The organism is Acidimicrobiales bacterium, from assembly GCA_035531755.1.
GTDB lineage: Bacteria > Actinomycetota > Acidimicrobiia > Acidimicrobiales > UBA8190 > DATKSK01.
Genome location: DATKSK010000012.1, coordinates 1 through 18,408, shown reverse-complemented (window position 1 = coordinate 18,408; position 18,408 = coordinate 1). Strand labels below are relative to the sequence as shown.

Below are 18,408 nucleotides of genomic sequence, written 5' to 3'. Positions count from 1 at the left end.
CGGCGCCCGGCGCGCGGTGACGTCGCATCCACGGCCGGCCCTCCGGGGCCGGCCGTGACGCGTACCGTGTCGGAGGTGGGGCCGACACCGCAGCCTGGCTACGCCTTCGGCGACACGCCGGACGCCTCGGACCGTCTCGACGTGCTGGCCGCCGTGTTCGCGCCCACCAGTCGGGCCCTGCTGCGATCGCTGCCGTGCGCACCGGCCCTCGTCCTCGACCTCGGCTGCGGGCCGGGGCACACGAGCGCCATGGTGGCCGAGGCCTTCCCCGGGGCGCGGGTGGTGGGCATCGACACCTCACCCGCCTTCGTGGCCGAGGCCGGCGCGTCCGGGACCGAGCGTTGCCACTTCACGGTGGGGGACGTCACCCGCACGCCGCTGCCGTGCGCGCCCGCCGACCTCGTCTACGCCCGGTTCCTTCTCGTGCATCTGCGCCATCCGGCCGCCGTCGCCGCGGCCTGGGTGGGCGAGCTGCGACCCGGGGGTGTGCTGGTGCTCGAGGAGCCCGAGGCCATCGACACCGCCGACCCCGACTTCCGGCGCTACCTGGAGCTGGCCGAGACGGTGGTGGCCGCCCGGGGTGGCGACCTCTACGTCGGGCGCCGGCTGACGGGCGTGTCGCCGCCCGCCGGCGCGGAGGTCCTCGTGCAGCGGGAGGTGCCCCTGGCGGTGACGGCGGGGTCCGCGGCGCGCATCTTCTCGCTCAACCTCGGCACCTGGCGCCACGACCCGGCCCTCACCGGTGTGGCCGGGCCCGAGGAGACGGCCGCCCTGTTGCACCGGCTGCAGCGCCGGGCGGGCGACGCGTCCACCGGCGTCATCCGATGGCACATGCGCCAGGTGGTGGTCACGAGGACCTGACCACCCCGACGCCCGACCGGTGCGTTGCGCCCCGTGGCGGTCAGGACCTGACCACCTCGACGCGGCCGACGCCGGTCTCGGCGTCGATGACCAGCCGGGGGACGCCGGCCGCGACGGCGGTGCCGGCGGTGCCGGGGGTCGCGGGCGGCGCCGGTGCGCCGCTGCCGCCGGCGGGCACCACGACCGTCTGCCGGGTGGCGAAGCCGCCCTGGTCCTGGCCGAAGACCTGGACGGCGCCGAGCCCGGAGTGGGCCGTGACGCTCACCGTGGTCCCCGTGGGCACGTACACCACGAGGCGGCCGATCCCGACCGTGGCGGTCACGTGCGTCGTGCCGGGGCCGAAGGTGACGTTGCGCAGGTCGACCTCCATGGTGCCGATGGCCTGGCGGTAGTCCGGTGCCACTTGCGACACCGACGTGGGCCGCCACTGCGTGTCGCCGATCCCGCCGCGCAGCGGCACGCCGCTCAGCGCCTCCACCGAGAAGACCGTCGCCGCCGCCACCATGACGATGCCGACCAGCGCCACCAGGGTGGTGACGAGCAGCCACCGCACGGGCGAGCCCTCACGCCGCCCGCTCGAGATGAGCAGCGCCACGCCGAGCGCCAGCGCACACAGGCCGAAGAAGAACCCGAAGCCGCCGAAGCCCCCGTCCCAGTGCCGCCACCACGGGCCGCTCGAGAACAGGTTCGAGACGGCCACGATGGCGATGACGGCCCCGATGACGAGGGCGAGGATGCTCCGCCGGCGGGGCCGGCGCTCGATGTAGTCCTGCACCACGGCGCGGCCGGTGTCCTCGGCGGGGATGAGCAGCCACGCGGCCAGGTACAGCAGGACGCCGGAGCCACCCAGCACGGCCAGGACGACCATGGCGATGCGCACGAGGAGCACGTCGACGTCGAGGTACTCCGCCAGCCCTGCGGCCACGCCGCCGAGCATGCGGTTCCGCACCGAGCGCCGCAGGTGCCGCCGCTCGCCGGGGGGCGGAGGCGGCGTCTGCCACCCGCCGGAGGGGCCACCGGGCCCGGGGGGCGGGGGCGGCGGGGGCGGGAACGGGGGAGGGGGTGACTCGGGCGGGGGCGGCGCCGCCGCCGTCGGGGGTGCCTGGCCGGAGAAGGGAGGGCCCACGGCGGGCATGCCCACCGCTTCGGTGTCGACGGGGGCGCCGGTGGAGGGGTCGGGGTCGGTCGGGGTGGGGTCCACGGGGCCGGCGGTGCGGTGGCCGGTGGTGGGATCAGAGGTGGGATCTCGTGTGATCAGTTCCATGCGTCGATCATCAGGGATCGGCGCCCGGAGCGGAATCGGGGACCACCCTGAGGAAGACCCCGACGACACCGGCCGCGACCAGGGGCACCCCTCATGGTCGGCCGGCCCGGCATCATGGGATCATCGATGCATCCCCGATCCCGCCATGCCACTCCCGCAGCCCTCACGTCCCCCGTCGCCACCCCCGCCGCCACCACCATCGGCATGGCCGCCACCCCCGCCCTCGCCTGCATGGCCGCCCTCGTCGTCGGAACGGCGCCACCTCCGGCGGACCTGGTGGCGGACGTCCCGTGTCCCCGGACCGCTGCGGCGGAGCACCACGGACCGCATCGCCGGCGGCGTCGCCGCCGGAGTGTCGGCCCGCATCGGCGTCGACGTCAACGTCGTCCGGATCCTGTTCGTGGTCCTGGCGATCGGCGGTGGGGCCGGGTTGACCCTGTACGTCCTGGCGTGGCTGGTCTTCCCCCGCGAGGGGGCGACCACCTCGATCGGCCGCCGCGTCCTGGGCGACCGCCGCACGGTGGGGCTGGCCCTCGCCTTCGGCTCCGCCCTGGTGGTCGTGCTGCTCGTCCTGGCCGCCCTCGGCCTGGGGTTCGCCGGCAACCTGTTGTGGCCGGTGTCGATGGCCGTCTGTGGCCTGGTCCTCGTGTGGCGGGGCGCCGACGAGGAGGAGCGGGCCTTCCTGCACGAGCTCGTGGGGCAGGCCCCGCTGCTCGGGAGCACGACGCACGGGACGCGCCGGGCCACCGTGCTCCGCGTGGCGGTCGGGACGTTCCTGGCCTGCGCGGGCCTCGGGGGCCTGGTGGCGTCGCGCAATCCGGCCGGCAACATCGTCGCGATGGTCATCGCCGCCAACGTGGTGATCGTCGGGTTCCTGGTGGTGTTCGGGCCGTGGTGGCTGCGCCTGGCGCGTGACCTGTCGCTGGAGCGCCGGGAGCGCGTGCGCACCGAGGAGCGCGCCGCCATGGCCGCCACCGTGCACGACTCCGTGCTGCAGACGCTGGCGCTCATCCAGCGGGCCGCCGGCGACCAGGGTGAGGTGACCCGCCTCGCCCGGGCCCAGGAGCGCGAACTGCGGGCCTGGCTGTTCGAGGGCCGCCCACCGGGCTCGTTCGACGAGAGCGCGGTGGCGACCGTCACGCAGGCCGTCTCGGTCATCGAGCGCGACGTCGAGGCCGACCACCGCGTCGCCGTGGACACCGTGACGGTGGGCGACTGCCCGCTGACCGACGGGCTGCGGGCACTGCTGTCGGCGGCCCGCGAGGCCACGGTGAACGCGGCCAAGTGGTCGGGGGCGTCCACGGTGTCGCTGTTCGTCGAGGTCGAGTCGACCCGGGTCTCCGTGTTCGTGCGGGACCGGGGCAAGGGATTCGACCCCGACGCCGTGGACCGCGACCGGCAGGGCATCGCCGAGTCCATCCGCGCCCGGGTGGCTCGCCACGGCGGGAGCGCCGTCGTCCGCAGCGTGCCGGGCCAGGGGACCGAGGTGGAGCTCGTCATGCCCACGACCCAGGACCGCATGTGAGCCCGGATGTGAGCCCGGACGAGAGCCCGGACGGGAGCCCGGGCGGGAGCCCGGGCGGGAGCCCGGACGAGAGCCCGGGCGGGAGCGGGGCGAGGCGCGGCGACGGCTCGTCGGGCGCCGCCAGCGCCGCCGACGGCCGGGTGCGCGTGTTCCTGGTGGACGACCACCACCTCTTCCTGTCCGGGGTGCGCGCCGAGCTCGGGGACAGCGTCGACGTGATCGGTGACGCCGACGAGGTCGCCGCCGCCATCGAGCTGATCGGCGAGCGACTCCCCGACGTCGTGCTCGTCGACGTGCACATGCCCGACGGCGGGGGGCGGGCGGTGATCGAGGCGATCGGCCGGACCCATCCCGAGGTCCGCTTCCTCGCGCTGTCGGTGTCCGACGCCGCCGAGGACGTCATCGGTGTCATCCGGGCGGGCGCCCGGGGCTATGTGACCAAGACGATCTCGGGCCCCGAGCTGACCGGCGCCATCCGCCGCGTGGCTGACGGCGACGCCGTCTTCTCGCCCCGGCTGGCGGGGTTCGTCCTGGACGCCTTCGCCGCCGACCCCGAGCGACGGGGTGACATGGTGCCGTCGTTCGACCCCGAGCTCGACCAGATCACCCCGCGCGAACGCGAGGTGCTACGGCTCATCGCCCGCGGCTACGCGTACAAAGAGGTGGCGCGCGAGCTGTCGATCTCGATCAAGACGGTCGAGTCCCACGTGTCCGCGGTGCTGCGCAAGCTCCAGCTGTCGAGTCGCCACCAGCTGACCCGGTGGGCCACGGAGCGGCGCCTGCTGTAGGAGGGCTATGACGTCGGGGTGGTGGTGGACTCCGCGGCGGACTTCAGGCGCTCGAGCGTCCGCTCCATGGTGGCCCGGTTGTGCCCCGCTCGTTCCGTGACCCCGCTGACGGGCCCGCCGAGTGCCTTGGCGATGCGGCCGCGCTGGTCGATCCAAGTCTCGGTGACCCGGCACCCGGTGGCGGTGGTCTCGAACTCGTAGCGCCACTCGGCGACCTTGAAGCCTCCGGCGGTGATCCGGAAGGTGAACCGGCGACCGGGCTCGGCGTCGACGACCGTCCCCGTGGTCTTCCATGTCCTCTTGCCGTTGCGGTTCAGGCCCCGGAACGTGGCGCCCGGTGTCGGGCCCGTCGCTCCCCGCAACCAGACGGCACCCTCGTTCTCGGGTGACCATTCGCCCATGCGGGTCAGGTCGGAGACCATCGCCCACACCTTCTCCGCCGGGGCACCGATGTCCCGGGTCGCGATCACGTTCTCGGCCATGAAGCGCAGGGTAGCGCGGGCGCGCCGCGCGCCGACGTGCCCGTGTCAACCTTCCCGTTGGTCGGCCCGGACGGGACGACGGGCGTCGGACGGCGTTCTCGTCGGCGCCGCGCTCGCCCGGGGACCGCCCGGGCCGGGGTGCTCACGGGTCCCGGCGGACCATGATGACGCCCCCGACGACCAGCGCCCCGACGGCGTAGGCGCACAGGATGGAGAACCCCGTCCACGGCGGGAACGACGGCAGGAAGTCGGGGTGGCCGTGGCCGGTCGTCGTCGTCATGGCCGAGCCGATGACGGCGGGCAGGTACCGGCCGATCGGGTGGCCGATGGAGGCGGGGAAGGCCGAGACGATGAGGGGCAGGATGAGCAGGACCGACACGAAGGTGAAGATGGCGCCGGCGGTGTGGCGGATGATGGTCGCCAGGCCCAGGGCGAGCAGGCCCAGGACCGTCAGGTAGAGGCCGCCGCCCACGACGGCGCGGGTGACGCCCGGGCCCGACAGCGTGGCCGTGGGCGTGCTGCCCGACAGGATCGCCTGGCCGATGAAGAAGGCGGCGAAGGCCACCACCTCGCTCACCACCAGTGCCACCGCACCGAAGACGACGATCTTGGCGCCCAGCACCACGGGCCGGCGCGGGACGGCGGCCAACGACGCTCGGATGGTCCCGGTCCCGTACTCGGCGCTCATGACGAGCACCCCGAGCACCCCGACGGCGAGCTGTCCGAACAGCAGGCCGGTGAGGCTGATGCTCGTCGGGTCGAACAGCGCCTTGTCGACGAATCCCGCGTTGCGCCAGTTGGACGCCTCGGACGACGTGGCGAGCACGCAGATGCCGATGCCGCCGACGACGGTGGCGACCAGGCACCACAGGGTGGAACGGACCGAGCGCACCTTGGTCCACTCGGCTCGCAGCGCACCGGCGAAGCGCTGGCGCCCGGCGGGCAGGGCCCGCGGCGCGGTGACGGCGGCGCTGACCATCAGCCCGGCACCTCGGACCCCGACACGGCCGCCCCGCCGCCACCCGGCCCACCCGCCGTGCCCGCCGCGGCGGGGCGCTCGGCGCGGAACTCGACGCTGTCGCGGGTGAGCTCCATGAAGGCGTCCTCGAGCGAGCCCGTCTGGGGCGACAGCTCGTGCAACGCGATGCCGAGCTCGGCGGCCAGGTCCCCGACGGCGGCGGCGGGCAGGCCCACGACGACCATTGCGCCGTCGGCACCGGGGTCGACGCGCCCACCGGCGTCGGTGAGCGCGGCGCGCAGCCGATCGGGCCGCGGGGTCCGCACCAGCACCGACTGCCGGGAGCTCTGGGCCACGAACTCGGCGACCGGCTGGTCGGCGATCAGGTGGCCCCGCCCGATCACCACGAGATGGTCCGCGGTCAGCGCCATCTCGCTCATGAGGTGGCTCGACACGAACACGGCCCGCCCCTCGGCGGCCAGGCGCTTGAGCAGGTTCCGCACCCACAGGATGCCCTCGGGGTCCAGGCCGTTCACGGGCTCGTCGAACAACAGCACGCCCGGGTTTCCGAGGAGCGCGGCGGCGATGCCCAGGCGCTGCGTCATGCCCAGCGAGAACTTGCCCGCCCGCTTGCGGGCCACGCTCGACAGGCCCACGAGCTCGAGCACCTCGTCGACGCGCGCCCGGGGGATGTCGTTGGTCTGGGCCAGGGCCAGCAGATGGTTGGTGGCGCTGCGCCCGGGGTGGATGGCCTTCGACTCGAGCAGGCCCCCCACCTCCCGCAGCGGCCAGGGGAGGTCGTGGTAGCGGCGGCCGTTCACCGTGACGTGCCCGGCGTCGGGTCGGTCGAGGCCCATCACCATGCGCATGGTCGTGGACTTCCCCGACCCGTTCGGCCCCAGGAAGCCGGTCACCTGCCCGGGCAGGACCTCGAAGGACAGGGCGTCCACCGCCACGGTGCTGCCGTAGCGCTTGGTCAGGCCCCGTGCCTCGATCACGTCTGGTGCCTCCTCGCCGGCCCCGGGGCGCTCGGCGCCGCCACGCGCACACCTGTCGACGCCGGCGTCGTCCACCGTAGGCGACCTGCGGACGATCCCGGCGCGCGCCCCGGGGGTCGGTGGAGCGGGACAGGTGAGGACGCCGTCGCCCCGGGGGTACGGTCCGGTCATGGTGGTGATGGAGGTGTTCGTCGACGTCACGTGCCCGTTCACGCATGTGGGGCTGTGCGCCGTGGCACGCCGCCGCCACGACCTCGGGCGCGACGACGCGGTCGTCCGGGTGCGCGCCTGGCCCCTCGAGCTCGTCGACGGTGTCCCGCTCGACCCCGTGCACACGGCCGAGCACGTCGACGCCCTGCGGGCCCAGGTGGCACCCGCGCTCTTCGCCCACTTCGAGCCGGCCCACCTCCCGCTCACCTCCCTGCCCGCCCTGGCCCTCGCCGCCGCCGGCTACCGGCAGGGTGACGCCCTGGGCGAAGCGGTGAGCTTCGCCCTGCGTCGTGCCCTGTTCGAGGAGGGCGCCGACATCTCGCGCCCGGACGTGCTGGCGGCCGTGGCCGACGCCCACGGCCTCGGTGCTCCGGGGTCGGAGGACGATGCCGCCGTGCTCGCCGACTGGCACGAGGGCGAGGCCCGGGGCGTGAGGGGCTCGCCGCACTTCTTCTGCGGGGGTGAGGGCACGTTCTGCCCCTCGCTCGAGATCTCCCGGGACGGGGAGGGCCGCCTCCACGTCCGACGCGACAGCGACGCGCTCGAGGCCTTCCTGGTCGAGTGCTTCGCGAGGGCGTGAGCCCGCGCCGCCGACCCGCTCCGCCGCAGCGCCGGCGCCCCGACGGCGTCGGGTCAGGTCCGCTGGTGGGGGTCGCCCCGCCGGAAGAAGCGGTCGAAGAGCCCGTCGACACCCGCGCCGTGCAGCGTCATGCCACCGTCCACCACCACCGTCTGGCCGGTGACGAAGCGGGCCAGGTCCGAGCACAGGAAGACCACGACGTCGGCCACGTCCTCGGGCTCGCCCACCCGGGCGGCGGGGGTCAGGCGGGCGTAGTGGGCGTCGGAGTCGGGGAGGATGTCGAGCAGCGGGCGGGTCAGGTTCGTCCGGATCATCCCCGGGGCCACGGCGTTGACGCGGAGGGCCGGTCCGTACTCGAGCGCGGCCGACGCCGTCAGGGCCATCACACCCGCCTTGGCGGCCGAGTACGGGGTCTCGCCGGCGGAGGGCCGTGTGGCGCTGATCGAGGACGTGCTCACCACGGCACCGCCGCCACCGGCGAGCAGGTGGGGGACGCCGGCGCGCATGCCGTTGAACACGCCGGTCAGGTTCAGGCGCACGATCCGGTCCCACTCGTCGGGGTCCCACCCCGCCAGCGGCGCCATGGTGCTCCCGCCGGCGTTGTTGACGAGGATCGACACACCTCCGAGGTGCGCGGCGGCGTCGTCGACGGCGGCCTGCATGGCCGCGGCGTCGGTGACGTCCACCACGAAGGCGGCCCCACCCACGGCGTCGGCGGTCGCCCGGGCGCCGGTCCCGTCGATGTCGAGCACGGCTACCGTGGCGCCCTCCTCGGCGAAGCGCCGGCACACCGCCCGCCCGATGCCCGACGCCCCCCCGGTCACGACGGCGCGGCCCCCGGCGAGCAGGCCTGCTCCGTGCGGTGCGGGCATCAGCCGATCTCCTCGGGTGGCGGCTCCTCGCCGGGTTGGCCCTCGCCGATCAGGGCGCTGCGCAGCTCGCGCTTCAAGACCTTCCCCTGGGGGTTGCGGGGGAGGGGCTCGGCCCGGAACCAGATGTGGGTCGGCACCTTGAACGACGCCAAGCGCTCGTGCACGTGCCGGGAGAGCTCCTCGGCCGACACCTTGCTGCCGGGGCGCAGCACCACCGCCGCGCCCACCTCCTCCCCGAGGACGTCGTGGGGGACGCCGATGACCGCGGCGTCGGCCACAGCCGGGTGCTCGAAGAGCGCCGCCTCGACCTCGACCGAGTAGACGTTCTCGCCGCCCCGGATGACCATGTCCTTGGCGCGGTCGACGATGGAGACGAAACCGTTCTGGTCGATCCGGGCGACGTCGCCGGAGTGCAGCCAGCCACGCGTGAAGGTGGCGTCGGTGGCCTCGGGCTTGTTCCAGTAGCCGCGCACCACGTTGGGCCCCTTGATCCACAGCTCCCCGGTCACGTCGGGGCCGGCGGGGAGGTCGTCGGTGGGCTCGGGGCCCGCGAAGCCGTCGGGCACGACGCGCACGTCGCACACCGGGACCGGCGGGCCCACGCTGTCGGGCCGGGCCACGTAGTCGTCGCCGGTGATCATGGTCGTGACCGACGACGTCTCGGTGAGCCCGTAGCCGTTGGAGGGCGCACCCACGGGGAAGTGCTCCTTGATACGCCGGACGAGGTCGGGCGGCGCCGGGGCCCCGCCGTAGGCGATGGAGCGGACCGACGAGGTGTCGCGGCCGGCGAAGCTGGGCGAGTCGATCACCTGCATCACCATGGCGGGCACGCCGCCGAAGGTGACCACGCGCTCGCGCTCGATCAGCTCGAGGGCGCGCTCGGGGTCCCAGTGGTGCATCATCACGAGCTTGTTCCCCGCTGCGGTGTTGGCCACCAGGATGGAGTGGCACCCGGTGGCGTGGAAGAGCGGCACCGACAGCAGGTACGCCCCCTGGCGCCCGTCCTCCTCGCCGTCGCCCGGGCCGCGGCCGCTGGCCGAGCGCATCCCGGCACGGGAGTTGAGGAAGAACAGGCTCATCAGGTTGGTGCACATGTTGCGGTGCGTGCCCACGGCGCCCTTGGGTTTCCCGGTCGTCCCGGACGTGTAGAAGATGGTGGCGTCGTCCTCGGGGTCGATGGCCACGTCGGGGAGGGCGGCCTCGGCGCTGCGCTCGCCGACCAGCTCGGCGAACGACACCACGGGGACGGGTGATCCGGGTAGGGGCTCGACCTCGGTGCGGTCCTCGTGCGTGACCACCACGGCGCGCAGGTCGGGCAGCTCGGCCAGGTAGGGGGCGATGCGCTCCAGGCGGGCGGCGTCGACGAAGGCCACCGCGGTGCCGGAGTCGGCCAGGCCGTACTGGAGCTCGGGGCTCGTCCACCAGGCGTTGAGCGGCACCACCACGCCGCCGGCCACCACCGCCCCCCAGAACGCCATGGCCCACTCGGGGAGGTTGCGCATGGCGATCGTGACCCGGTCGCCCTTCTCGATGCCGAAGCGCTCCCGCAGCTGCCCGGCGATGGTGGCGGCCGTGCGGAAGTGCTCCTCGTATGTCGTGCGCTCGTCTTCGTAGACGAGATAGTCCTTGTCGCCATGGACCCGGGACAGCTCGAGGACCACGCGCAGGCTGGCCGGGCAGTTCTTCCAGACCCGGGTGGGGACGCCGCGGATCTCCACCTCCTCCATCTCGAACATCTGCCCCGGCGCCGTGAGCGCCCGCGTCGCCTCCTCGATCGACATGGCGGGTGTGTCGGGCATGCTGCGGTCTCCTCGTGGGTCGGGGCGCGGCAGGTCAGGAGCCGCCGGCGCGGGTGGCGGCCGGCCGCCGCCGCCGCCAGGAGTCGGCGATGGCGGGCGGCGACCATCCGGCGTCCGACGGGTCGATCGTCGTGCCCGGCGCCACCACGGCGTCGATGCGGTCCAAGACGTCGTCGGTGAGGCCGACGTCGACGGCGCCGAGCGTCCCCTGCAGCTGCTCCATCGTGCGGGGCCCGATGATCGCGGCGGTGACGGCCGGATGGGTGAGCACGAAGGCCAGGGCGAGGTGGGTGAGGGGCACGCCGGCGCCGCTCGCCACCTCGACGAGGGACTCCACCAGCTCGAGCTTGGTGGCGACCTCCGGCCGCGTGGACGAGAACCGGTCGGGCACGCGGCTGGCACGGCCGCCCTGGGGGAGCGGCGCACCCTTGCGGTACCGGCCCGTGAGCCACCCGCCGTTCAGGGGGCTCCAGGCGATGACCCCCATCCCGTAGCGCTGGCAGACGGGCAGGACGGCGGCCTCCACCCCGCGCGCCAGGATCGAGTACGGCGGCTGCTCGCAGGCAAAGCGCTCGCGCCCGCGGCGCTCGGCGACCCAGTGGGACTCCACGATGAGGTCGGCGGGGAACGTCGAGCACCCGACCGCCCGGACCTTGCCCTGGTGCACGAGGTCCGAGAGCGCGCCCAGCGTCTCGTCGACGTCGCAGCTCGGGTCGGGCCGGTGGACCTGGTAGAGGTCGATCCAGTCGGAGCGGAGGCGCTTGAGGCTCGACTCCACCTCGCGCACGATCCACCGGCGTGAGTTGCCCGCCATGTTGGGGTCGGCGCCCATGGGGGCGTGGAACTTGGTGGCCAGGATGACGCCGTCACGTCGGCCGCCGGCGAGCGCCTTGGCCACGATCTCCTCGGACTCTCCCCCGGAGTAGACGTCGGCGGTGTCGACGAAGTTGATCCCGGCGTCGAGCGCGGCGTGCACGATCCGCACGCAGTCGTCGTGGTCCGGGTTGCCCCAGGCGCCGAACATCATGGTTCCCAGGCACAGCGGTGACACCCGCATGCCCGTGCGGCCCAAGGTGCGCAGTTCCATCTCTTCCCCTTCCGTGCGGAGCGGCGGGCGGTGGGTCTACGAGCCCGTCCCGCCGGGCGGGGAGGCGGATGCCGGCGCGGCGGCCGGGGCGTCGACGGCCGGAGGGATGAAGACCGTTTGCCGATAGAAGGCCAGCTCGGCCACGGACTCGCGCACGTCGTCGAGGGCGCGGTGCGATATCTTCTTGGCCGGCGCCGTGACGAGTGCCTTCGGGTACCAGCGGCGGCAGAGCTCCTTCACGGTGGAGACGTCCACCGACCGGTAGTGCAGCCACGACTCGATCTCGGGGAGCTGGGCGGCCAGGAAGCGACGGTCGGTGCCGATGCTGTTGCCGCACAGGGGGACGGTCGCCTTGGCGGGCACGTGGAGCTTGATGAAGTCGAGCGTCCGGCGACCGGCCTCCTCGAGGGTGACGGTGGAGGACTCGATGGCCGCCAGGAGCCCCGACCGGGTGTGCATCTGCCGCACCACGTCCTCCATGCCGGCGAGCTGCTCGGGGCCGGCGTGCACCACGATGTCGGGCCCCTCGGCCACGACCACCAGGTCGTCGTCGGTCACCAGGGTGGCGATCTCCACGATGGTGTGACGCGCCGGGTCGAGGCCCGTCATCTCGAGGTCCATCCACACGAGCACCCGGGGGATGCTACCGGTGGATCCGGGGCCGCCCCCGAGGCCCCGGGTCGGGGCATCGCCGAGCGCTCGGACGATAGGGTCATGCGGTGCTCGAGGTGCCGCTCGTCCGCCTCGATCCCGACCTGCCCGTGCCCTCCTATGCGCATCGGGGCGACGCCGGGGCCGACCTGCACGCGCGCCAGGACGTCGTCCTGGCCGCCGGGGGCGGGCGCGCGCTCGTGCCGACGGGGATCGCCCTGGCCCTCCCACCCGGCTTCGCCGGGTTCGTGCAGCCGCGCAGCGGGCTCGCCCTCCGCCACGGCGTGACGTGCCTCAACACCCCCGGCCTCATCGACGCCGGGTACCGCGACGAGCTGCGCGTGCTGCTCGTGAACACGGATCCGGCGACGCCCTACGAGGTCCACCGGGGCGACCGGATCGCGCAGCTCGTGATCCAGGCCGTGGAGGAGGCCACGTTCGTGGAGGTCGACGACGGGCAGCTCTCCGACTCCAGCCGCGGGCTCGGTGGCTTCGGCCATACCGGCCGGTGACCGCCGTGCCCGGTCCCCGGGACGCGATCTGATGGAACGCCTGAGCGGCATGGACGCCGCCTTCCTCGCTCTCGAGACCGACACCATGCACATGCACGTGGCGGCGGTGATGGTCTTCGACCCGTCGTCGCCCGAGGACGGCCACGACCTTCCGCCGTTGCACGTCGACCGCTTGCGTGCGCTCGTGGACGAGCGCATCCACCTGGTGCCGCCGCTGCGCCGACGGGTGGTGCGCGTCCCCTTCGGCCTGCACCACCCGGTGTCGGTGGACGACCCGCACTTCGAGCTCGAGCACCACCTCCGCCGGGCGAGCCTCCCCGCGCCGGGTGGTCCCGGTGAGCTCGGAGCCTTCGTGGCGGACGTGGTCGGGCGACCCCTCGACCAGCACGCGCCGTTGTGGGAGATGCACCTCGTGGAGGGCCTCGAGTCCGGGTACGTGGCGGTGGTCCCCAAGGTCCACCACTCGCTGTTCGACGGCGCGTCGGGCGCCGAGGTGCTGGCCGCGTTCCTCGACGCCGGCCCCGTGCCGCGCGCCGTCCCACCGCCCCTGCGACCCTGGCGCCCCGAGGCCATCCCGAGCGAGGCGGAGCTGGTCGGGTCGGCGATGTCCTCGCTGGCACGCCAGCCCGAGCGCGCCGCCGGCGCCCTGCGCCGGACGGTCGGGGCGTTTCGGGACCTGGCCGAGCGGAATCGCCGGCTGCGGGAAGAGGACGACATCGAGCCGCCCCCGGCGCCGTTCCGGGCTCCGCGCACGTCGATCAACGGCGCCATCTCACCGCATCGCCGCTTCGCGTTCGCCCAGATGCCGCTGGAGGAGCTGCGGACGGTCCGCCACGCCTTCGGGGGGACCCTCAACGACGTCGTGCTGGCGGCCGTCGCCGGCGCGCTGCGGCGGCTGCTGGCCGAACGCGGCGAGCGGTTGCAGGACCCCTTGGTGGCCATGGTGCCCATGTCGGTGCGCCAGGAGTCCGAGCGCGGCGCCCTCGGCAACCGGGTGTCGGCCATGCTCGTGTCGCTGGCCACGTCGGTCGCCGACCCCGTCGAGCGCTTCACCACGATCGCATCGGGGACGAGGCTGGCCAAGGACCAGGCGCGGGTCATCTCCGAAGAGCTCTTCCGCGGCTGGGCACAGCTGGCCTTCCCGGCCCTGTCCTCCCGCATCGCCCGCCTGGCGGGCAACCTGCGGGTGTTCGACCACGTGCCACCGCTGTTCAACGTCCTCGTGTCCAATGTCGCGGGCCCGACGGTCCCGCTGTGGTGCGCGGGGGCGAGGCTCGTCGGGCTGTACCCGGTGGGGCCGCTCATCGAGGGCGTCGGCCTCAACGTGACCGTGGCCAGCTACGAAGACACCCTCTACGTGGGGATCCTGGGCTGCCGGGAGCTCGTCCCCGAGGTCGTCCACTTCGGAGACCACCTGGCCGACGCCTTCGCCGAGCTGGTCAAGGCGGCTGTCCGCACCGGCGGCCACTGGGCCTGACCGGGAAGGCCTGTGGTGTGCAGGGACGACGTGCCCGACGGGCACGGCGGCAGGCGATGCCGCTGTAGGATCCCGGGTGCAACAGGCGGACGTGGCTCAGCTGGTAGAGCATCACCTTGCCAAGGTGAGGGTCGCGGGTTCGAATCCCGTCGTCCGCTCCAGAGAAAGCCCAGGTAGCGGCGGTGCGAGGGACGGAAATCGGCCTCTCGTGACGCGTCTGAGACCGTCGCGCACCACATTTGCACCACATTTTCTGGCAGTTTCTCGGGCCTCGGGTCGTTGACCCTTTATTTTTGGCTCTCCTGACCCATCCGTGGGTCGATCACGCCGCTTGACGCCCCGGCAGCGGCGGGCAGTATCCGCCCCGATCGAGCAGCGCCAGGGCGATCAGGTGCTCGGGCTTCTTGAACCCAAAGGCCATGCGGTGAAGGACGCGGCTCTTGGTGTTCGTCGATTCGACCAGCGCCTTCGACAGGTTGTGGACGAGCGCCCGTAGTGTCTGAATACTCGATCAGCTCCCTAACCAGGGACTTCGCCGAGCGGGGACGAGGACTCGTGCCCACTGGTGCAGGAGCACCTGACGGAGCAGAACCCGGTTCCCATAGCGTCATACATGATACCCTATTTGTATGACGATGATCAGTTTTCGGGTCAGCGAGAGCGAAGCCGCGGAGGCCCAACGACGGGCGCAGCAGTTGGGCGTGGACCGCTCCGAGCTCCTCAGAGATGCCCTCCACCGGTACCTGGTGAGGCTGGCGAGCGAGGACGACGCCAAGACATGGGACCAGTTGCCGCCGACCTCCGCGGAGCAAGTCCTTGCCGAAGTTGCAGACTGGGGTCCGGCTGAGGACTGGTCGGACTGGGCTGATGCAACGGGGTGAGATCTGGTTTGCCGCCACGCCTGGAGGAGATCGACCGGTGTTAGTCCTGACGAGAGACCCGGTCGCTGATCGCATCCAGTCGGTCGTGGTGGCAGCATTGACTCGTACGAAACGGGACCTGGTTTCCGAACTGGAACTAACTGTCATCGCCGACGGAGTTCCCAGTGACTGTGTCGTAAACTTCGACAACCTCCATACTCTGCCCAGACCGCTATTTCGGCGCCGCGTATCGACCCTGTCCCCGAGTCGCATGGCTCAAGCATGTGGTGTGATGAAGGACGCGATGGGCTGCTGATGGCACTTGGGTCTGCCCAGGGTTCAGTTGACTCCTAACGTGTCGACGAGGTGTTCCGCTCCGAGGGCATCCGCATCATCAAGACCCCGGTGCGAGCTCCGCGTGCGAACGCGTTCGTCGAAAGACTCGTGGGCACCGTTCGCCGAGAGTGCCTGGACAGGCTTCTCATCTTCGGCCCTCGCCATCTCGAACAGGTTCTGATCGAATACATCGCTCACTACAACGATCACCGCCCGCACCGCGCTCTGGATCAGCGGGCACCAGGATGCCTGGGTCTGACGCCGGCTTCGATCCACGATCCGGAGCCGAAGCGAATGGGAAGAACGGAAATCCTGGGAGGACTCATCCACGAGTACCGGCTCGTGGCGTGAGCTGGCCGGATGAGTAATCGGCACCGACAGGGGCACACCGCGCTGGTCCAAGAGTACGAAAGTCGGACTATCCGATATTCGGAACATCTGCTAGGCTATGATTATGCCGAGAACCACTCTGCGGGCCAAAGGACAACTGACTCTTCCCGAGGAGATCCGCGCCGCTGCGCATCTCGAAGAAGGCGATCTCCTGGATGCCGAGATCACGGCCGAGGGGATTCTGCTTCGGCCGCAGAAGGTCATCGACGCCACCCAGGCATGGTTTTGGACGACGGAGTGGCAGGAGGGGGAGCGGGAAGCGGATACCGATCTTGCCGGCGATCGTCTGGAGATCTTCGGCTCCGGCGAGGACCTCCTCACGGCCTTGGGGAGTCGGGCAAAAGCTCCAGGGCGGCCGCGGCGCGCTCGCTGACAGAGCGTGCCCACCTTTGCCTGGTTGGCCCGCTTCGGCGCCGACTTCGACGCGCTTTCGGCTGACCAGCAAGGAGTATTTCTGGCGGCGGTCGCACGGTTCGTGGCCGACCTGAAAGCGGGAGCGTTTCGATCGACTCTTCGGGTGAAGGGCGTGAAGGGGGCCGCCGGCATCTTCGAGATGACGTGGGCCGCCGACGGGCGGGCGACCTTCGAGTACGGGAGCGAGATCACCCCTGGTGAAACACACATCATCTGGCGACGCGTGGGTACGCATGATGTATTCAGGACTCCGTGATAACGGAGAAGCGTGGTGCACGTGGCATGGAATCCCCGGTTCGCGCTCCACAAAAAACGCACGCGCCATTGACAATTATGGTCAATAGCGGTCTGCTGTGGTCAGTCGAAAACGCCGATCACGCTGCGTCAATTTGCGAAGGTGCAGGCAGGGGAGTTGGGCCTCAGTCTATTGCCAAGGTGAGGGTCGCGGGTTCGAATCCCGTCGTCCGCTCCAGAGAAATTCCAGGTCGTGGGGGTGCGAGGGGCCGAGATCGGCCCCTCGTGGCGCGTCTCGGAGCGCCGTGCACCACATGTGCACCACAGTTCTGGATGACACGGTGCCGTCGACGAGCCAACCGCTGTCTGAGCCCGTGCAGCCTGGGCTCTCGTTGCTCTTGGCGTGCCCGAACGTCGGGCTCCCGTTCCCGATCTCATGCCGTCGGATAGCCCGCAACGCCCTGCCGGCACACCCAGGACGGATTCCTGCGCTACCTGCGAGCGTACCTTCGGTCTGTCTGCTTGCCCGTAGCGCATCAACGGGTCGCGAGACGGAGTAGCGGCTCCCTGGGTTGCACGCGGCCACTTCCTTTTCGACATCGTCGAGCGTCGTGACGAATCGGTGGCGGAACTCGAACGCGGGTCAGCCATCCCGCCGGATCGACCGGTTGCGTGCAGAGGCCGATGTCCTCGGCCGGTAGTCGGGGGATGTCGATGTCGGCCAGGATCTCGTTCGGATCGAACGGTCCTGGTCCCAACCATCAACGACGACGTCATGCCAGACCTTGAGTACCCGCAGGCGGCGGATCAATGGCTCGTTGATGCCGCTCCGGCACGGAGCTCCGCCCGGTCCTGGGGAGTCGTGCAAGAGCTCCGGAGCGCCAGCGCGTCGTGATCGCTGACCGAGCGTGTCCACCTTGACGGTCCGAGATCAAGCTGGAAACAGGTGCGTCGGGATCGAACCGGTCACGACCGTGCCACCGGCGGCTTCCTGCTCGTGGCCGAGCTGTTCCCAGAGAGGGAGGATCCGGGGGGCGAGCAGATCCGCGCCGATACCTGCACCCGGGGCGAAGTGCACACCGTCGGGGGACCGCAGCTGCACGCCGGCGAGTGTCGGGGTGAACTTCCCGCCGGGACAGGTCATGGCGTAGAGGTCCTGCACGGTCACCGTGGCCGGGAATTCGGCGCCGACCTCCCGGACGAGGCGGTTGTACTCCTGGACGCGGCGGACGTTGTCCTCGGGGAAGGGGGTCCCGTCCGGCTGCTCGCCCTCGGAGAAGCACGGCGACGTCATGAGGACCATGTGGGCGCCACCCGACGTGCCGATGGTGACGGCACGCTCGAGCATGCGCTTCACGTAGGCGGCGAACACGGGGTGGAGGATGTTGGTGCGCCGGCCTTGGTACACGCGGTCCACGACCTCCCAGCGCCCGGCCAGGAGGACGACCAGGTTGGGCCGGATCTCCCTCAGCCAATGCCGCCACGCTTCGGGCCACGGGACGAAGCCGTGCTTTGGCCCCAGCCAGCAAGGCCACCCGACGTCGTAGGCCTGTTGCTGCCCATTTTCAGGTGCCCACGCCTTCGTCCCCTGGACGACCCCACAACCGACGATGCCCTGGTTCGCGAGCGTGATGTGCGAGCCCGTCTCGTGATACAGGAGGCCGCGACCGAGGGTGATCGCCACGGAGTCCCCGACGAGCATCACCCGCACGGGCGCGGTGGCCAGCGCCGCGGGGATGCTGACCACGGTGCTCGGCACGGGTGCGACGGGCACCGTGCCGGTGTGCGGGGCCCCGACCGCGCCCGCCGCCGGCACGGTGGCGAGCACCACGACGACGGCGGTGCCGACCACGGCCACCGGTGTGACGACCTTGGCCCGCACCGCCCGCAGCAGTGTCCCGGTGCGGACGGGACGCTCCAGGCCGTAGAACGACAGCGTGCTCACCGCCACGGTCACGGCGCTGCGCAGGGCGAACAACGCCCAGCCGTGCAGCCCGGTGCGGCCCCCGGTGAGGGCGATGTCGAGCGGGAAGTGCCACAGGTACATCCCGTAGGAGATGCGCCCGATGAAGCGCAGCGGTGCCCACGACAGCCCCCGGGCGACGATCCC

The 18,408-nt window shown here is 72.0% G+C and carries 21 protein-coding genes and 1 tRNA gene; 12 read left to right on the top strand and 10 right to left on the bottom strand.

Annotation, left to right across the window (positions count from 1 at the left end):
* The first annotated feature begins 75 nt into the window (after positions 1-75).
* Positions 76-861 (top strand): methyltransferase domain-containing protein, encoded by a 786-nt coding sequence (locus tag VMV22_02725; protein HUY21234.1) that lies wholly within the window; start codon positions 76-78, stop codon positions 859-861.
* Between the two features lie 40 nt (positions 862-901).
* On the opposite strand, the gene VMV22_02720 is transcribed toward VMV22_02725, so the two are convergent.
* Complete coding sequence (locus tag VMV22_02720; protein ID HUY21233.1) at positions 902-2,125, bottom strand: PspC domain-containing protein; 1,224 nt, start codon at positions 2,123-2,125, stop codon at positions 902-904.
* On the opposite strand from VMV22_02720, the gene VMV22_02715 reads away from it, so the two are divergent.
* Together VMV22_02715 and VMV22_02710 are read left to right on the top strand one after the other, a co-directional pair.
* Positions 2,124-3,650, top strand: coding sequence for a PspC domain-containing protein (locus VMV22_02715; GenBank protein ID HUY21232.1), 1,527 nt, complete (start codon positions 2,124-2,126; stop codon positions 3,648-3,650). The two genes, VMV22_02720 and VMV22_02715, sit on opposite strands and share 2 nt — an antisense overlap.
* Positions 3,651-3,658: 8 nt before the next feature.
* The gene (locus VMV22_02710) at positions 3,659-4,438 is read left to right on the top strand and encodes a response regulator transcription factor (GenBank protein HUY21231.1); all 780 of its coding nucleotides are present in this window, start codon (positions 3,659-3,661) and stop codon (positions 4,436-4,438) included.
* Positions 4,439-4,443: 5 nt separating this feature from the next.
* On the opposite strand, the gene VMV22_02705 is transcribed toward VMV22_02710, so the two are convergent.
* The 3 genes from VMV22_02705 to VMV22_02695 all read right to left on the bottom strand — a co-directional run bounded on the left by VMV22_02705 (position 4,444) and on the right by VMV22_02695 (position 6,876).
* Positions 4,444-4,920 (bottom strand): SRPBCC family protein, encoded by a 477-nt coding sequence (locus VMV22_02705; protein HUY21230.1) that lies wholly within the window; start codon positions 4,918-4,920, stop codon positions 4,444-4,446.
* 142 nt (positions 4,921-5,062) lie between these two features.
* On the bottom strand, positions 5,063-5,899 hold the full coding sequence (locus tag VMV22_02700) for an ABC transporter permease (protein ID HUY21229.1): 837 nt from the start codon (positions 5,897-5,899) through the stop codon (positions 5,063-5,065).
* Positions 5,899-6,876 (bottom strand): ATP-binding cassette domain-containing protein, encoded by a 978-nt coding sequence (locus VMV22_02695; protein ID HUY21228.1) that lies wholly within the window; start codon positions 6,874-6,876, stop codon positions 5,899-5,901. The genes VMV22_02700 and VMV22_02695 overlap by 1 nt, the downstream gene beginning before the upstream one ends.
* 169 nt (positions 6,877-7,045) lie before the next feature.
* Here VMV22_02695 and VMV22_02690 point away from each other — a divergent pair, with 169 nt between their 5' ends.
* Positions 7,046-7,666 (top strand): DsbA family protein, encoded by a 621-nt coding sequence (locus tag VMV22_02690; protein HUY21227.1) that lies wholly within the window; start codon positions 7,046-7,048, stop codon positions 7,664-7,666.
* A 53-nt stretch (positions 7,667-7,719) separates the two neighbouring features.
* Here the strand turns inward: VMV22_02690 and VMV22_02685 are convergent, their stop codons facing one another.
* From VMV22_02685 to orn, 4 genes are read right to left on the bottom strand one after another with little or no spacing between them, the layout of a single operon-like run.
* Positions 7,720-8,538, bottom strand: a complete 819-nt coding sequence (locus tag VMV22_02685; protein ID HUY21226.1) for an SDR family NAD(P)-dependent oxidoreductase — start codon at positions 8,536-8,538, stop codon at positions 7,720-7,722.
* A complete protein-coding gene (locus VMV22_02680; GenBank protein ID HUY21225.1) occupies positions 8,538-10,337 on the bottom strand; it encodes an AMP-binding protein in 1,800 nt (599 codons plus the stop codon). Before VMV22_02680 ends, VMV22_02685 begins: the two co-directional genes overlap by 1 nt.
* Positions 10,338-10,371: 34 nt before the next feature.
* Entirely contained in the window at positions 10,372-11,424 is a 1,053-nt protein-coding gene (locus VMV22_02675) for an aldo/keto reductase (protein HUY21224.1), read from the bottom strand.
* Positions 11,425-11,460: 36 nt separating this feature from the next.
* On the bottom strand, positions 11,461-12,057 hold the full coding sequence (gene orn / locus VMV22_02670; protein HUY21223.1) for an oligoribonuclease: 597 nt from the start codon (positions 12,055-12,057) through the stop codon (positions 11,461-11,463).
* A gap of 86 nt (positions 12,058-12,143) precedes the next feature.
* Between orn and dut the strand changes: the two genes are divergently transcribed.
* From dut to VMV22_02655, 3 genes are all read left to right on the top strand, one after another.
* A complete protein-coding gene (gene dut / locus VMV22_02665) occupies positions 12,144-12,587 on the top strand; it encodes a dUTP diphosphatase (GenBank protein ID HUY21222.1) in 444 nt (147 codons plus the stop codon).
* Between the two features lie 31 nt (positions 12,588-12,618).
* The gene (locus VMV22_02660) at positions 12,619-14,064 is read left to right on the top strand and encodes a wax ester/triacylglycerol synthase family O-acyltransferase (protein HUY21221.1); all 1,446 of its coding nucleotides are present in this window, start codon (positions 12,619-12,621) and stop codon (positions 14,062-14,064) included.
* An 85-nt stretch (positions 14,065-14,149) separates the two neighbouring features.
* Positions 14,150-14,225: transfer RNA gene (locus VMV22_02655), tRNA-Gly, on the top strand.
* 161 nt (positions 14,226-14,386) lie between these two features.
* Here VMV22_02655 and VMV22_02650 read toward each other — a convergent pair.
* Positions 14,387-14,569 carry a transposase gene (locus VMV22_02650; protein HUY21220.1) on the bottom strand — a complete coding sequence of 61 codons (183 nt, stop codon included), beginning with the start codon at positions 14,567-14,569 and terminating at the stop codon, positions 14,387-14,389.
* 124 nt (positions 14,570-14,693) lie between these two features.
* Between VMV22_02650 and VMV22_02645 the strand changes: the two genes are divergently transcribed.
* From VMV22_02645 to VMV22_02625, 5 genes are all read left to right on the top strand, one after another.
* Positions 14,694-14,945 carry a ribbon-helix-helix domain-containing protein gene (locus tag VMV22_02645; protein ID HUY21219.1) on the top strand — a complete coding sequence of 84 codons (252 nt, stop codon included), beginning with the start codon at positions 14,694-14,696 and terminating at the stop codon, positions 14,943-14,945.
* Entirely contained in the window at positions 14,932-15,240 is a 309-nt protein-coding gene (locus VMV22_02640; protein HUY21218.1) for a type II toxin-antitoxin system PemK/MazF family toxin, read from the top strand. The genes VMV22_02645 and VMV22_02640 overlap by 14 nt, the downstream gene beginning before the upstream one ends.
* 50 nt (positions 15,241-15,290) lie before the next feature.
* Positions 15,291-15,611: a transposase gene (locus tag VMV22_02635; protein HUY21217.1), complete on the top strand. Its 321-nt coding sequence runs from the start codon at positions 15,291-15,293 to the stop codon at positions 15,609-15,611.
* A 103-nt stretch (positions 15,612-15,714) separates the two neighbouring features.
* The gene (locus tag VMV22_02630) at positions 15,715-16,023 is read left to right on the top strand and encodes an AbrB/MazE/SpoVT family DNA-binding domain-containing protein (GenBank protein HUY21216.1); all 309 of its coding nucleotides are present in this window, start codon (positions 15,715-15,717) and stop codon (positions 16,021-16,023) included.
* Positions 16,024-16,029: 6 nt separating this feature from the next.
* Positions 16,030-16,320 (top strand): hypothetical protein, encoded by a 291-nt coding sequence (locus VMV22_02625; GenBank protein ID HUY21215.1) that lies wholly within the window; start codon positions 16,030-16,032, stop codon positions 16,318-16,320.
* Positions 16,321-17,229: 909 nt separating this feature from the next.
* Here the strand turns inward: VMV22_02625 and VMV22_02620 are convergent.
* A partial coding sequence (locus tag VMV22_02620; protein ID HUY21214.1) for a hypothetical protein occupies positions 17,230-18,408 on the bottom strand: 1,179 nt, incomplete at its 5' end.

Excerpts from the sequence above, each read along its gene's own strand:
- VMV22_02715 (HUY21232.1), top strand. The coding sequence starts at position 2,124 with ATGCGTCGATCATCAGGGATCGGCGCCCGGAGCGGAATCGGGGACCAC.
- VMV22_02720 (HUY21233.1), bottom strand. The coding sequence starts at position 2,125 with ATGGAACTGATCACACGAGATCCCACCTCTGATCCCACCACCGGCCAC.
- VMV22_02705 (HUY21230.1), bottom strand. The coding sequence starts at position 4,920 with ATGGCCGAGAACGTGATCGCGACCCGGGACATCGGTGCCCCGGCGGAG.
- VMV22_02700 (HUY21229.1), bottom strand. The coding sequence starts at position 5,899 with ATGGTCAGCGCCGCCGTCACCGCGCCGCGGGCCCTGCCCGCCGGGCGC.
- VMV22_02690 (HUY21227.1), top strand. The coding sequence starts at position 7,046 with ATGGTGGTGATGGAGGTGTTCGTCGACGTCACGTGCCCGTTCACGCAT.
- VMV22_02685 (HUY21226.1), bottom strand. The coding sequence starts at position 8,538 with ATGCCCGCACCGCACGGAGCAGGCCTGCTCGCCGGGGGCCGCGCCGTC.
- VMV22_02680 (HUY21225.1), bottom strand. The coding sequence starts at position 10,337 with ATGCCCGACACACCCGCCATGTCGATCGAGGAGGCGACGCGGGCGCTC.
- VMV22_02675 (HUY21224.1), bottom strand. The coding sequence starts at position 11,424 with ATGGAACTGCGCACCTTGGGCCGCACGGGCATGCGGGTGTCACCGCTG.
- VMV22_02660 (HUY21221.1), top strand. The coding sequence starts at position 12,619 with ATGGAACGCCTGAGCGGCATGGACGCCGCCTTCCTCGCTCTCGAGACC.
- VMV22_02645 (HUY21219.1), top strand. The coding sequence starts at position 14,694 with ATGACGATGATCAGTTTTCGGGTCAGCGAGAGCGAAGCCGCGGAGGCC.
- VMV22_02640 (HUY21218.1), top strand. The coding sequence starts at position 14,932 with ATGCAACGGGGTGAGATCTGGTTTGCCGCCACGCCTGGAGGAGATCGA.
- VMV22_02630 (HUY21216.1), top strand. The coding sequence starts at position 15,715 with ATGCCGAGAACCACTCTGCGGGCCAAAGGACAACTGACTCTTCCCGAG.